Source organism: Sinomicrobium endophyticum, from assembly GCF_052983315.1.
In genome coordinates this window covers 214,328-228,094 of the sequence record NZ_JBRKIS010000043.1, presented here as the reverse complement: position 1 = coordinate 228,094, position 13,767 = coordinate 214,328, and the positions used below count along the sequence as shown (strand labels likewise).

The window sequence follows — 13,767 nt, the reverse complement described above, 5'->3', positions numbered from 1 at the left end:
ATAAACACGGTGCACAATAAGTTAAACCAGGTAGAACCCCCTGGCGCTCGTTTGCAACGAGTACCCATTGTCTCCCCCGCATGTGCAATGCCCATAGCTCCCTACTACGCCAAGCCCTTAACTGTGGGTAGTAAGCTGATGACGAAACAATTCAAAAAAAAAATAAGTTATATTAGCAATATGAATTTGAGAGAGTCTATAAAATATAAAATGGCGGATTTCTTATCACTATGTAAGTCTCATAATGTGAAAAACTTATATGCTTTCGGTTCTTCAATAACTGACCAATTTAATGAAGATTCAAGCGATATAGACTTATTGATCGAAATTGATAATGATGACCCGATTGAACGGGGAGAAGACTTGATGAACATCTGGGATAAGTTTGAACAGTTCTTTCAGCGGAAAGTCGATTTATTAACAAACACTTCAATTAAAAACCCTATTCTTAGAGAAAGCATCGATTCAACAAAAATTTTAATCTATGACGGAAAAGAACAAAAAATATCTAGCACTTGATAGACAAATTAAAAGAAAACAAAAGAAAAATTAAATGATATCAGTAATAGTCACATACAAAATCAAAAAGGAATTTGTTGAGCGAAATAAAGCAAATATTGAGAAGTTCACAAAGGATTTTGAAAAACTGGACACATCCCAATTCCAATACAACGTGTTTACTAAACAAGATGGATTGACATTTGTCCACCACTCTTTATATAAAAATGAACAGATTCAAAAAGACTTGTTAAACGTCCCTTCTTTTCTGGAATTTCAAAAACAAAGAGACGAAATTGGACTGGACGGAAAACCCGGAATCGAATTTCTTGATCTAATTGCATCTTCAGACAAAAAATGGGAAAAATAAAAACGACACCATAACACGAGCTATAAGTAACTTCTTGATCACTTTGAAAATTCCGAAAGAATTTTCAAAGTGATGTGTATTTGCAGAAATTCTTAATCCGGATAAGTTATCAGATAATTTTACGATTTTCCATATGTAGCTAAAAAAGTATTATTTCCCTTCAGTTTTTTGGGTAAACGTATGGACCTTTCCGCATGTATGGCCTGATTTTAAGTACAATAAGGAACGAAAAAGATTAAGCGGGTTCTATTTTAATTTTAAACGCCATGTGGCCTGAACCTTTCCCGATTTTCCGAGTTTATCCAATTGTTCGGGAGATGCTACCTGTAATAATTTTTCAGAGGAGCTTAATTTGGAATAGTCCGGAATGTATTCCTTATCCAGTACAAAACCATTATTGAAGAAAAATTCCTCCGCCTCTTCAAAACTTTCGAACATCTGGTTGGTTACATTTTGTTTACTAAAAAACCGGTCCCATTTTTTACCCTTATCAGAACCAATCTGGCCAGGGTTATGATTAAGATAAATGTCTGCCGTTATCCAATATCCCTGTTGTTTTTCGAGGTGTGTACGAATAATTCTGCACAACTTGTTTTTCTCTTCTTTAGAGAGATAAACCAATAAGCCTTCATTAATAATGGTTAGCGGACGGTTATTAAAACGGTCGACAATAGCTTGAAATTGCTTTTTATCTAAGGCATTTAATGCCGCATAATCAAGTTTACCCTTTAAATATGTTTTTTCAAATGAAGAAGCAATTTGTTTTTTATAGGATATAATATCAGGTAAATCCGTATCTATATAATGTATCTCAGGTTTGGAGTTTGCAAACTCTAGTCCCCGGTAATTAAATCCCGATGAAAGCTCTAATATATTTGTACCCGAAATTTCTAAAGCCAATTCATTAACAGAATAATATCTGTTCTCAAAATGAACCACACTTGCCCAGAAACCAAAATCTTTATTTAAGGTTCCCGTATTTTCATCTTCATTCAACAGGACTTTGACAGCCTGTTTTGCAAACGGAATCTGAGTATGTGCCTTAAACTGCATTAAAGCTTTTGCCGATGGACTAATGGATTTAAAATTTCTTTCTTTGCCCATTTTTATTAATTTAATTAGTTTCTAAACTGCAAAACTAAGCAGCATATACCCTTTTAAATTGTAAAAACAGGACATTGGATTATTCAATGCGGTTAAAATAGTTCCCAAATTCATTTATTGATTTCAAAAACTGATTTGGTGTTTTTCCCGTCACTTTCTTAAAGGAATGAATAAAATGAGCCTGGTCATAAAATGTCAAATAGAAGGCTTTCAGGGCTTCTTTGTCTTCCTTACAGTCTTTCTCTAAAAGATTATGAATATATTTAAACCGTATTGTCTGAGACCAGGATTTAATGTTCTGACCGACGATCTCTGAAAATGTTCTGTTCAAATGTCTTTTTGACCAATTCGTTTGCTCACAAAGCTCAGCCAATGTTATTAATCCCCGGGAGTCAATAATTTTTTGCGTCACCTCTTCTACTATTGGTTCTTGGATTTTAGGAGTAGCTAGTTTTGAAATGAGAAACTTCTGAAGCACATATATCTTGTCCTCATTACTATAGGCGTCAAACATTAGCTCTTTTAATATCCTCGTTTCTCTGTAGAATATATGTTCCAGGTCCAATACCAGGCTCTTGGTGTCTATAAGGTGCCCTTCAAAAAAACGATACGCTCCTGTAGGATTAAAACTAACACCCAAAGAAGTCACAGGCTCCGATCCCTTTAATGTTAAAGCACACGATTGTTGTCCGATGAATGTAAAATTGTCCGAACAGGTTGAATGAATAAGACCATTTTGTGAAACCGTTTGGTAATCACCCTTTAAGGTATAGATCAAAGTGATGTTTCCCGATGGAACAACCATCCTCAAATCATCAGCATCCATATCGTATGAGCTTTCGAAAAGCCATATTCTATGAATGAAAGGCTGTAGTACCGGATGTATTTTGAATAATTTTAAATTCACTTTGCCCAATAATTTGACCGGAGATTCTTGAACCCCGATATGTGCCCCAACGGTTTTTTGCTATGTCAAGTGCGGGATTTTTAAAAAGGTTTAATTTTCCCGTTAACGATGTGTTTGTTTCGTGTCTGGTGCTCGTTTGCAACAAGTACCCCCTCGTCTCCCGCATTTGCTACACCCTTCCTGAGGCAATATAATATGTTCCATTCATTGTACCGTAGTATTGCGTGTTCTGCCTGTCAAAAATATCACTTTTATAAAGAAATCCCCTCCCTTAAAAACCAAAACCAAGGTGGCTGAGTGCTTCTGCCTTCAGGCAGAAACGTACCGAAGCCCCCTGGTGCTCGTTTGCAACGAGTACCCATTGTCCCGGGCGTTTGCAACGCCCTTAACCATTTAAGTAAAAGAAAAAGACCAATAAAAACTCCCCGCTTTCAGGTGAAGGCGCCGTACTCCTTTTTGGGTTTTTAATTCAAGTATATTGCCGGGGAGATAGCCGTCCCTTTTATCATGTCTTTATTTTATACAGGAAAAATCTTTATATTTATACACGCAACCTACTCCCGGTCTTATTGTATAACTACAAAACCCAAATGTAATATGGCAACTTTTCTTTCCAAACTTTTTATCGACGGATCAGAACTGACCGTTCTGGATTGTTCCTTTACCTTTGAAAAAGGAAGTGATAACAACGGCAAACCCTCCACAAGGGCTATGGGAGGGCAGATCAGCCTGCTTCTCGCCGTTAACAAAGACGATTCCTTATTCGGATGGATGCTGTCCGATACCATGACCAAAGACGGTAAAATCATCTTTTACAAGGACAATGCCATGGCAAAAATGCAGGAACTGACCTTTAAAAAAGTCTACTGCCTTAAATACGACCAGCGTTTTAATGCAGACAGTTCCAGTCCCATGCAGGTAGAGATTGTTATCTCTGCCCTGGAGGTCACCTATGGAGCATACACCTATAAAAGTAAATGGCCCGGAGTATCTTCCCTGAATTAATGTTATGAACAGGATTGTACATAAACTAAAATGCCGGCAGTTAGAAAGGTACGTAAAGCAAAAGCTCAAAGACGTTATCAAACAAACCGTAGACCATGCCGTTAGGAACGAGACCGTTTTTGATATAGAACGAAAGCTCAAAGGCAATATGATCATGGCCAAAAAACATATTGTCTTCAATGCTTCCACACATTTCAAAAGTTTAGGTTTACATAAAAAAGAGATCGCTGCTTTTGTAGACTATTATTTTGCCAAAAACTGGGAAAACGAGTTGTGGCTATACATAAATAAGTTAGAAGACGAAGCGCTGTTATGTTTAATAAATGTTATAGAGTTAGATGAAGTAGTCGTTTATGGTAAAAGGAAAACAAAACCTGTAAAAGCCGAAATTGCTATATCTCCCAAAACGCACAGTGGAAAGTTTGAACTCACTGCAGTCACCTATATTGGAGTTAATGGTCATTCCCTGGGAAAACTGGAAATAAAGGCTCCTATAAATGAAATAACAGGATTTTGGCCTTATCAATTCACTTCTCCTGTTTCCATATCCGGAGGGGTGTCAGCCAATAACCCCCTTAAAGCCAACAAGCCGGATATAGAAGTGATGGCAGCTACCGTCGGGAAAATTAATTTTCATGTAGAGCGAAAAGTAACAACGTTACAGGAATTATTTAATGGTTCATTAGAATCCACAAGTGCAGCAGCTTTGATTAAATTTGCCAGGTTTGAGGCCAGGGATTTGCACACACAGGAAAGAATATGGAGTGCTAATACTTTGGGAGGAGGCGTGGCTACTGTAGGATTATCGAATTCAGTTTCCACTGTCAATTTTACTATGGTACCTTTGGATGCTAATGATTCCATATTAAGAGCTGTAAATGATACCACCCTTAACGGAAGAGAAGAGCTTTTAAAAAAGTATAAAATAGATAGAGATTCTGCCAATTCCATTAAAGAGGATATTTTATGGCGTGTGAAACAAGAACTTAAGAACAAAAAATGAAACTGATGAAATGAAAAAATATTTAATTCTCATAATTTTTTGTTTCATAGGTTGTCATAATTCTACCAAGGAGTTAGTCGCTATAAGAGAAGGAATAGAAATTAAAATGAAGGAATGGGATGTTGAGAGCGAAATTTCCTTAGCGGAAGAAAAAAAAATGTCCGTAGATGATAATGCAAAACGATTAACCATTCTCATTAACCTCAAAATTGACAAGGATAATAATTATAATAGCGAATTCGTTACGGTACTTGCCGACATGATTAATGAATCTTTTTATCAAGAATTCGAGAGATACGAAGAAATAATATACAATTTCAGTTTTGAAGGGCTTGTAACCCTGCCCAATACAGAACCATTTTCTGTAGAGGACTATAAAATATCTATGAAAAGGGAATTTTTGAAGGAGAATCATCAAAAATTTATTGAAAGCCCGCTATATCATGATTTTGTTGAACACACTATTAAAAATATACGAGCACCAGGAGTTCAAAAAATAGATGCTTGGATCAGGTTTTTATCTAGCGAAGAAGTAGATTTAATAGATTTCAAAGGAGATTTTTGGGATTTGATTTATAAATACGCTGAGGTGTGTAGTGGTCATGGTACTTCGGGTTCTCCAGTCTATAATTTAATGGTCGTTGGTAATGCTGCTTGTGATCCGGAAAATGAAGATGCCATTTCTCCGGAAAAACTATACTATTATATAGAATCCTGTAGTTTAGATATAAACCCGCAATGGATAAAACTTCCTTTAGAGGAAATGTTAAATAAGCTTAATACTCATTTTGCACCAAACGAAGAATAAGCAAAATATCCCTTTAAAATTCCCCGCCTCAAATGAATCTTGCCCGACGCAGGATAAAGAAAATCCCCTAGACTCTTCGGGAAGGGTAATAAATGATATATTAATAAATGGTAGATTAGAGTTTTTAAATAAAAGAGGAATAGGTGAAGATTCATTAAAAGTTTTGGAAGGGAAAGGGAAATTATATTTGGATATGTTAGATATAGAAATTAAAAAATGAACAAAACAATTTTAATCTTAATCCTTCCCTTACTTTTTTTATCTTGTCAGAATACTGTTAAAACCGACACAGATATTTTAGCTAATGAGATGGAAAAAAAATTACATAGCTGGAAACTCATAAACCATATATCCATACAAGAGAAAGATCAAGAATTAAGGATTAATATTGACTTCAAAAAAGATAAAGAGAAATCTTTAGAGTCCTATTTTATAGATCAGATATCCAATGAAACAGTGATAGCAATGCTTGGATATACCTTCTTTAATACATTAAAATCGTATGATTCTGTAAGCTATACATTAAGCTTTGAAGGAGGAGACATGAATGATCTTAAAATAACAGGAAATAAAGAAGTCCTGAAGAAGAATTTTGACAGGATAAATTCCTCCCCAAAACTTTATGGATTTATTGAATATGCATTCAAAAACATCCGCAGTGTAGATGTTGCCCGTGCCAATGTGTGGTTAGAACTATTAAATAACAAATCGGAGATTTTTAATTTTAAAGGGAATTTTTGGGGTCTATTGGAAGACTACGCTTTAGCTTGTGAAAAACCGAAAGAAAATCTTCGGGCTATATATCTTTTTATTGGCTTTACAGGATTAATACGAGACCCCGACAATCCAAAACCCGATGACATTAACCAGGAGAATTTATTGTATTACCTGGAGTCTTGTGGGTATAGTCCCGGATTAACTAAACTGCCCCTCCCGGACTTAATGGATGCCTTAGCTAAAATGTATGAAAATTAACCCCTGGTGCTCGTTTGCAACGAGTACCCACTGTCTCCTGTATTTGCAATGCCCATAAAAAACACCAGTTATTTCTTGTAAATATCCACACCAAAAAACCTCCCAAACTCCCCATTATACTTGCCGTTACCACTAAAAATGCGTATATTTACTATTCCTTAAACTATAACACATATTACTATGAAAACGACTTTGCCCGTATGGTATGGTGACGGTATTCGAAAGAACTGTAACGCTGTTATAGGCGTAGGACACCTAACCTCTACGGGCTTTAATATTCCTAAACTATAACATATATGAAAACCTTAGATTTCGAAGCGTACAAAGACACGCTCAAAACCAATCCCAGTGGCGAAAAGTATGTAGAACTCATGGTAGACAGCTATGAGACCCTTGCACTCCTGCGCTACTATGTAACCCATGCCATTCAGCTTATCGCCGAAGTCCACGAACATCACAAACAAGACGATGAAATGGCCTTTTCCCTTTACTACCTGACCCATATTCTTAAAAGTACCACGCCCTTAGGAGAGTGTTTCGGTATGGATAGAACGTTAGACACATAATCATAAAAGGACAAAAGCAGACAAAGCCCCGGCACGGGGCTTTTGGTATTTTTAGAAAGTATATTCACTTAAAAAGACAAAACAAAAAAGGCCCTTCCCTTCATCCCGATGATTAACAGGAGAAGTGAGGTGCCCGAGCGAAGCAACGGAAAGGAAAAAGGCATTATAAAAACCCAAACCAAGACGGCAGAGTGCTTCTGCCCCCAAGGCAGAAGTGTACCGAAGCCCCCCTTTGAAACCCATCCGTACAAAGGAAAAACAAACGCTCCTGGTTGTTTGCAGCAAAGTACCCCTCCTGGTAATTTTCTGTTTGTAAATTCCTAAAATGGTATTACCTTGTTAGACAATAAGACCTTAACCGTGAAAAGACTTGCCACCATATTCCTCATATTCCTGTTATTCTCTTTCTCAAAAGATCAGCCCGACTGCCACGAACGCTCCGTGCCATACTGGGCCAATAGTATAAACAGCAGGATAGAAGGAGAAAATATAACACTGAGAAAAGCCTTTAAAGAAATTCAGGATACAAAAAGTAATATCCAACCCGCTAACGGATTTATAACCCTGAGACTTCATATCTCAAAGACCGGAAACCTATGTGACATAGAGACCTTTCAAATTGATGAAGATTATAAGGACACAAAATTCAATGATGGAAAATTGGCGGAGGAACTAAAAAAAATAACTAAAGGACTAAAGGACTGGAAAAGAGATAAGGACTTTAAGACTTATAATCTTATTCGGTTAAAGATAAAAGAAGGAAAAATTGAAGAGATTTTTTAAATACGGACTTATTACCATAGGCATACTTATACTATGTATTAGTATAGGAATAACCATGTGGTGGAATATCAAGAACAACAGAGAAAAGTCGAACTTTTTAACGGAGATAAACCATTTTGAGATGGCCCTGCAATACAACCAGGACAATAGCCAGGCATGGGTGGAACGTTCCATTCCCTATAATAAGGCTGGAGATTTCCAAAAAGGATTTGAATACCTTGATAAAGCCGTAGCCTTAGACCCCGTTGCCCATTTAGGCTATCGGGGCTGGATACGGCTCCGGAAAATGCGGGACTATGACAAAGCATTAATGGATTTTGAGAAACTTGATAGTTTAACACCAAATTTTGTAGATGCCCCGTGGGGTGAAGACATCGATTTTTTACGTGGAGAATGTTATTTCGGAAAGAAAGATTATACCAAAGCCATTAAAATGTTTAACAAGAGCATAAAAAACCAGGGAGAAGACTGGGCAGATATTCAAACCTTTGTGTATTTAGGGCTTTGTCAATACGAACTAGGTAATTATGAAGAATCAATATCCGGATTCCATAGCGCATTAAAACAATCCGATAAAGTTTGCGAAGCCTATTTCGGATTAGCCAAAGCCAATCTGAAAATCGGAAAAACAGAAAAAGCCAAAGAGTATATACAGAAAGCAGAAGACAATATCGCATACAAACGAGATGATGTATATAACGAATTCCTCAATGAAATCTATCTTTCGGAAATTTTGGAATTTAAAAAACAACTAAACAATTAAGATAAAGGCTGCCTCTAGCACTCGTTGTAAATAAGCGCTAGAGGAGATTTGAAAGAACTGTAACACTATTGCATAGGATAATTAACTCTCCATATGGGACTAAAATATCGCATATGAAACAAGTTACGACACATTTGAAAAAAGACTACATTTTTAAATCCGAAAGATTGGGGTTTCGTAATTGGACTATAAACGACTTGACGGAATTTGCCAAAATAAATGCCGACTCAGAGGTTATGGAACACTTCCCAAAACCATTGACCGAAAACGAATCATTGGAATTTATCAAAAGAATGCAAACACATTATGAGAAAAACAGATACAATTATTTCGCAACAGAAATTTTAGAAACAGGAGAATTTATCGGATTTATTGGTTTAGTTGATCAAGATTATAAAACGGATTTCACTCCTGCTACCGACATAGGGTGGCGTCTGAAAAAAAGTGTCTGGGGACAAGGATTTGCAACCGAAGGTGCAAAAAAATGCCTTGAGTTTGCATTTAATGAGTTAAAACTCGAAAAGGTGATTTCAATTTGTACAGTCAATAACCATAAGTCCGAAAATGTTATGAAGAAAATTGGGATGGTGGAAAAAGGCAGATTCAATCATCCGAAATTGAAAGCATATCCGGAATATGAAAAATGTATCTGTTATGAAATAAACAAAAACCTATGGTAGCAAAGTATCCCTCCTGGTCATTTTTATGAAAAAAACAAATTATAAAAACCCAAACCAAGGTGGCTGAGTGCTTCTGCCCCCAAGGCAGAAGTGTACCAGGGCAATCAAAAGGATGGCCCTCTTAAAAAAGCCCAAACCAAGGTGGCTGAGTGCTTCTGCCCCCAAGGCAGAAGTGTACCGAAGCCCCCCCTTTGAAACCCATCCGTACAAAGGAAAAACAAGTGCCCATTACATGAAACGACACAAACAAACTGAAAATGAAAATAATTAAAACGAAGCTTCCTCAAAATTCCATACTCAAGTATTCTTACAAAGAATACAACCACATAGACAGTTTTCAAGGCGTTCTTAATGACATTGAAAATAAAGTTACTTCGGCTGACGTAGGAAAAGCCTTTTTTTCAAGCGGGCCAAAATGGATGGCAAAACTATTCACAATCAGAAATAAAATAGTTTCCATTTTTGGGTTAAAAACTTCGGGCGATATTACAAGCAGGGAAAGAGAACTGGAAAACTTCAAATGTGAGCCAAACGAGCAACTCGGACTGTTCAAAGTGTTTGCCAGGACAGAAAATGAAGTCATTTTAGGAGAAGACGACAAACATTTGAATTTCCGGGTTTCCCTATATATAGAACAAAGACCAGACAGAACAAATGAGAAAAATCTAACCATTTCAACGGTAGTAGAATTTAATAACTGGTTTGGACGATTATATTTTTTACCCGTTCAGCCTTTCCATAAACTAATCGTTCCTGCAATGCTGAAAGGAACTATCAAGGAATTAGAAAAGCAATAAAAACACGAAACAAAATCAATCAGAAAATGCCCGTAACCGGCGCTCGTTTGCAACGAGTGCCCCTAAATCTTGTCCGACACAAGATGAAGGAAACCTTTATCCCCGTCCGGAGGACCTATGAAGAACAACTAAAAATAAACAGATGAATACGTATAGCAAAAAGGAGTTAGAAGAAGCTAATATAGCCATAGCTTCTTTAATCCGTAAATGCGAAAAAGCTAAAACAACATTAAAAGAGAACCCTTCCCAACAAACATTACTTGAAAGACGTATTGCAGCTTTGCGTATTTCAATGGGGCTTATTGAAAAAGAATTATCAGAAGTAACTAAAAATGCAAGATAAAAAAAGCATCCGGGGAGGTATTTACGGTTAGTTCTTTTTTGTGGAAGGGGATTATCAGAAAATTTGCGTACAGTCGTACAACTGCGTTAAGCATATTTCCTTTAAAAGCCAAAAGTAAGGAGGCTAAGTGCCAGCCACAGGCTGTTATAGGAAGCTATCGAAATAGAATAACTCCAAAGCTTACTCTGGTTTAATTCTCACTATTTTATTGCCCTTCATAACAACGAGTTCACTTTTTTTCTCCTTTTTGAACTCAATCAGTCTTTCGTAAACTTTTTCCAGGCCTTTTACAATTTTGTCCTGTAGCTCTATTTGCTTATCTCTTTTAGTCATAAATTTTTTTTAATCGGTTAAACTCTTTTTCATCAAAAACCAATATGTCTTCCTGCTCTATCTTACGGGCTATAAGCCTGTGTTTTCCAAACGAATTATCAAAAATAAAAGTGCTGTCTACAATATCCAGGTAAATATCAAAAAGGTTTTTAATCCCTTTCCGGTATCTTCGTTCTATTACTTTTTCCGGAATATTATGGCCGCCTTCCATTACCTTGTCCTTACACGTTCTTTGGCCAACTTAATATTATTAAGCCAAAAAAACAAAAGTGTCACGGTATATCCTTTCTCTTTAGCTTTTAAAATTTTATTCTTGTAACTCCGTGTTGATAGTGTCGTCTCAAAAGCAAAACTTTCATCATCTTCCAAAAGTTCATTAATTCTATTGACCATGATTCTCCCGGCTTCAAAAGAAACTTTTTCCGGTTGAAAAGGAGAAAGCCCCTTTGCAATCTCATCGGCATTGACAAATTCCTTACATTGAATAATTTCTGGTAAAATTGTATAAGAAGCCGTTGTTTTACCTGCTCCGTTACACCCCGCGATTATGTAAAGATTTTTATCTTTCATTTTATACAAAGTTAAACTTTTCTTCGGATGAAAATTTACTAATGTGTATGTGATAGTATTTATGGTACTGTAGCTTCATTAGGTTTTTCAGCGTTTTACCGGGTAAATGTTTATTTATTTGATTTTACAGATGAAGTTAGTAATAAGCCGCGGTTCAATACACTCCCGTCATCGTCGGCGTACTCCGCCCACTATAGATATCGTTTTTATAAAGAATGACCTTCTTAAAAAAAGCCCAAACCAAGGTGGCTGAGTGTCCCGAGCGTAGCTCGGGATGTGCCAAAGCCCAGGTTTCCCCAAAAACCCACTTTTAAGAAAATTTTAATATCGCAGCACGCGACTTTTTTATATATTGTAATCAGTTTTAACCATCTGCATGCAATAACTAAGTTAAAACCACCTGATCTCTACATGAAAGTTTTAATCTGGTAGCTAAAAGAAGCAACCGGATGAAAAACACATTCATGCGAATAACACCAAGTACCGTCCCAATTACTTCCGGACGTACATACATTTAACTTTAAATTTTTAATATTATGAAGTCAACTTATGAAACCGGCCATGCCAGGAACGTGGCCAATCTAAGCAAACTCATTGCGCAGATCGCAATCTACGACAAGTACAATCCGCCTGTAGAAGCACTTACCGTAGAAAATCTCACCAAACTCCATGACGAGGCCAAACAAAGTATAGACGAGGCCGAAACCAGGAGGGCGGAAAACAAAGTCGCCATTCACCACAGGCAGGATGTTTACCAGGAGCTAAACCCCTTCTGTACCAGGATAGTAAACCACCTGGACATCCTGGGACTGAGCAACGGGATCACAGACCGTGCCCGTTCCCTGAACAAGCGCATACAAGGTTCCGGAACCACCAGGAAAATAACCGCCGGAACCGATGAGAACGGAATGGAAGAAACCATTACCGGGATATCCACTTCCCGCCAGTCCTACACACAGCGGGCAGAGCATTTCTCGCAGTTACTTACCCTTATACAAACCGTAGACAACTATGGCCCTAACGAAGAAGAACTGCAAAAAAAGAACCTGGACAAGCTGTTGGCAGACATGCACAACGCCACCGCCGAAGTAGACCGGAGCGAAGCAGCGCTTAACAAAGCCCTTCGCCATCGTAACCAGTTGCTCTACGGCAAGAACACCGGGCTGTACGACCTGGCACAGAACGTCAAAAAGTACGTCAGGTCTGTCTACGGCAGCAGTTCCGACCAGCATGCCAGGGTATCCGGCATTACGTTCACTATGGTAGGCTGAAAAGTCCGTACCATTAAAACAGAGCTGCAAACATTGTAGCCTTGTTTTTCTCCCCCTATACAACCTCCAACCAGAATATTGTTTTGCACTCCCGGCCTTAGATAAGGAACAGGGTATAAGAATTTTTGTCTTCCTTAAGGCAAATCAATAGCTTATCCCTGCAAACAACATATCTATAGCCGGGAGTTTTGTTTGGATACCTGTGGACAATATTCCTGTAGCTACGGATATGGTTTTAGTACCTGTGAGTAATATTCTTGTGGCTGCGGACATGGTTTTAGTACCTGTGGATAATATTCTTATGGCTACGGATATGGTTTTAGTACCTGTGGATAATATTCTTGTGGCTGCGGATATGGTTTTAGTACCTGTGGACAATATTCTTGTGGCTGCGGACATAGTTTTAGCACCTGTGAGTAATATTCTTGCGGCTGTGAATATAGTTTTAGCACCTACGAACAATATTCTTGTGGTTGTAGATATGATTTTAGTACCGGTATTTTACAATTCCCGTTCCATAACCACAAAATCATGGCCGTCCTTAAAATAGGTTGTATCCGTTTCCCTGAAACCGTAGCGTTTATAAAAAGCAGCAGCACTCCTGCGTGCATTGCACCGGAGTCCCCGGGCATTTTTCGCCCGGCAGAAGTCAATAATATAAGAGAGCAGGGCAGAACCGTAGCCCTTTCCCTGTTCCGAAGTATCCGTGGCGAACTTACGGAACTGGTAATGGCCGTTTTCCCGCTCAAAAAGCGAGATCACCGAAACCAACCGATGGTCCGGAGAAAACAACCCGAAATGAATACCGTTCGCATCCTCTTCCAGGATAACACTTTCCGGGGACATCTCCGGGTACATCACCCGGTGGCGCATAGGCCACGTATGCGAGGCCGGTATCTCTTTAATATAAAAGTCCTTGTTTGCCATATAAATTCCGGCAAATATAATAAGGATATACCAATCAGGTCTCGTTATCGTAAAAAGGACAGAA

19 protein-coding genes and 1 pseudogene are annotated in these 13,767 nt (G+C 37.8%); 14 read left to right on the top strand and 6 right to left on the bottom strand.

The window, feature by feature from the left end:
* Positions 1–9: 9 nt before the first annotated feature.
* Positions 10–519: a nucleotidyltransferase family protein gene (locus ACVBDU_RS17670; RefSeq protein ID WP_447181051.1), complete on the top strand. Its 510-nt coding sequence runs from the start codon at positions 10–12 to the stop codon at positions 517–519.
* A gap of 34 nt (positions 520–553) precedes the next feature.
* Entirely contained in the window at positions 554–868 is a 315-nt protein-coding gene (locus tag ACVBDU_RS17665) for a hypothetical protein (RefSeq protein ID WP_447181050.1), read from the top strand.
* Between the two features lie 246 nt (positions 869–1,114).
* Here the strand turns inward: ACVBDU_RS17665 and ACVBDU_RS17660 are convergent, their stop codons facing one another.
* Positions 1,115–1,972, bottom strand: a complete 858-nt coding sequence (locus ACVBDU_RS17660; RefSeq protein ID WP_447181049.1) for a hypothetical protein — start codon at positions 1,970–1,972, stop codon at positions 1,115–1,117.
* A 79-nt stretch (positions 1,973–2,051) separates the two neighbouring features.
* Positions 2,052–2,879: a helix-turn-helix domain-containing protein gene (locus ACVBDU_RS17655; protein WP_447181048.1), complete on the bottom strand. Its 828-nt coding sequence runs from the start codon at positions 2,877–2,879 to the stop codon at positions 2,052–2,054.
* Between the two features lie 597 nt (positions 2,880–3,476).
* Here ACVBDU_RS17655 and tssD point away from each other — a divergent pair.
* The 11 genes from tssD (at position 3,477) to ACVBDU_RS17600 (ending at position 10,602) form a co-directional block, all read left to right on the top strand.
* Positions 3,477–3,884 carry a type VI secretion system tube protein TssD gene (tssD, locus tag ACVBDU_RS17650; RefSeq protein ID WP_447181047.1) on the top strand — a complete coding sequence of 136 codons (408 nt, stop codon included), beginning with the start codon at positions 3,477–3,479 and terminating at the stop codon, positions 3,882–3,884.
* Positions 3,885–3,888: 4 nt separating this feature from the next.
* Complete coding sequence (locus ACVBDU_RS17645) at positions 3,889–4,887, top strand: hypothetical protein (RefSeq protein ID WP_447181046.1); 999 nt, start codon at positions 3,889–3,891, stop codon at positions 4,885–4,887.
* 10 nt (positions 4,888–4,897) lie between these two features.
* A complete protein-coding gene (locus ACVBDU_RS17640) occupies positions 4,898–5,695 on the top strand; it encodes a hypothetical protein (protein WP_447181045.1) in 798 nt (265 codons plus the stop codon).
* On the top strand, positions 5,676–5,915 hold the full coding sequence (locus tag ACVBDU_RS17635) for a hypothetical protein (protein ID WP_447181044.1): 240 nt from the start codon (positions 5,676–5,678) through the stop codon (positions 5,913–5,915). The genes ACVBDU_RS17640 and ACVBDU_RS17635 overlap by 20 nt, the downstream gene beginning before the upstream one ends.
* Entirely contained in the window at positions 5,912–6,670 is a 759-nt protein-coding gene (locus tag ACVBDU_RS17630; RefSeq protein WP_447181043.1) for a hypothetical protein, read from the top strand. The genes ACVBDU_RS17635 and ACVBDU_RS17630 overlap by 4 nt, the downstream gene beginning before the upstream one ends.
* A 296-nt stretch (positions 6,671–6,966) precedes the next feature.
* A complete protein-coding gene (locus tag ACVBDU_RS17625; protein ID WP_447181042.1) occupies positions 6,967–7,236 on the top strand; it encodes a hypothetical protein in 270 nt (89 codons plus the stop codon).
* A 336-nt stretch (positions 7,237–7,572) separates the two neighbouring features.
* Entirely contained in the window at positions 7,573–8,019 is a 447-nt protein-coding gene (locus ACVBDU_RS17620) for a hypothetical protein (protein ID WP_447181041.1), read from the top strand.
* On the top strand, positions 8,003–8,782 hold the full coding sequence (locus ACVBDU_RS17615) for a tetratricopeptide repeat protein (RefSeq protein WP_447181040.1): 780 nt from the start codon (positions 8,003–8,005) through the stop codon (positions 8,780–8,782). The genes ACVBDU_RS17620 and ACVBDU_RS17615 overlap by 17 nt, the downstream gene beginning before the upstream one ends.
* 113 nt (positions 8,783–8,895) lie before the next feature.
* Positions 8,896–9,462 (top strand): GNAT family N-acetyltransferase, encoded by a 567-nt coding sequence (locus tag ACVBDU_RS17610; protein WP_447181039.1) that lies wholly within the window; start codon positions 8,896–8,898, stop codon positions 9,460–9,462.
* 257 nt (positions 9,463–9,719) lie between these two features.
* Positions 9,720–10,259 carry a DUF2867 domain-containing protein gene (locus tag ACVBDU_RS17605; protein WP_447181038.1) on the top strand — a complete coding sequence of 180 codons (540 nt, stop codon included), beginning with the start codon at positions 9,720–9,722 and terminating at the stop codon, positions 10,257–10,259.
* A 142-nt stretch (positions 10,260–10,401) separates the two neighbouring features.
* Positions 10,402–10,602 (top strand): hypothetical protein, encoded by a 201-nt coding sequence (locus ACVBDU_RS17600; protein ID WP_447181037.1) that lies wholly within the window; start codon positions 10,402–10,404, stop codon positions 10,600–10,602.
* Between the two features lie 180 nt (positions 10,603–10,782).
* Here the strand turns inward: ACVBDU_RS17600 and ACVBDU_RS17595 are convergent, their stop codons facing one another.
* A complete protein-coding gene (locus ACVBDU_RS17595; protein ID WP_447181036.1) occupies positions 10,783–10,935 on the bottom strand; it encodes a hypothetical protein in 153 nt (50 codons plus the stop codon).
* Positions 10,928–11,505, bottom strand: a pseudogene (locus tag ACVBDU_RS17590) (ATPase). Before ACVBDU_RS17590 ends, ACVBDU_RS17595 begins: the two are co-directional and overlap by 8 nt.
* A gap of 536 nt (positions 11,506–12,041) precedes the next feature.
* On the opposite strand from ACVBDU_RS17590, the gene ACVBDU_RS17585 reads away from it, so the two are divergent.
* Positions 12,042–12,776: a hypothetical protein gene (locus tag ACVBDU_RS17585; RefSeq protein ID WP_447181035.1), complete on the top strand. Its 735-nt coding sequence runs from the start codon at positions 12,042–12,044 to the stop codon at positions 12,774–12,776.
* A 144-nt stretch (positions 12,777–12,920) separates the two neighbouring features.
* Here ACVBDU_RS17585 and ACVBDU_RS17580 read toward each other — a convergent pair whose 3' ends face one another.
* Positions 12,921–13,175, bottom strand: coding sequence for a hypothetical protein (locus tag ACVBDU_RS17580; protein ID WP_447181034.1), 255 nt, complete (start codon positions 13,173–13,175; stop codon positions 12,921–12,923).
* Between the two features lie 102 nt (positions 13,176–13,277).
* Positions 13,278–13,703: a GNAT family N-acetyltransferase gene (locus ACVBDU_RS17575; protein WP_447181033.1), complete on the bottom strand. Its 426-nt coding sequence runs from the start codon at positions 13,701–13,703 to the stop codon at positions 13,278–13,280.
* Positions 13,704–13,767 lie beyond the last annotated feature (64 nt).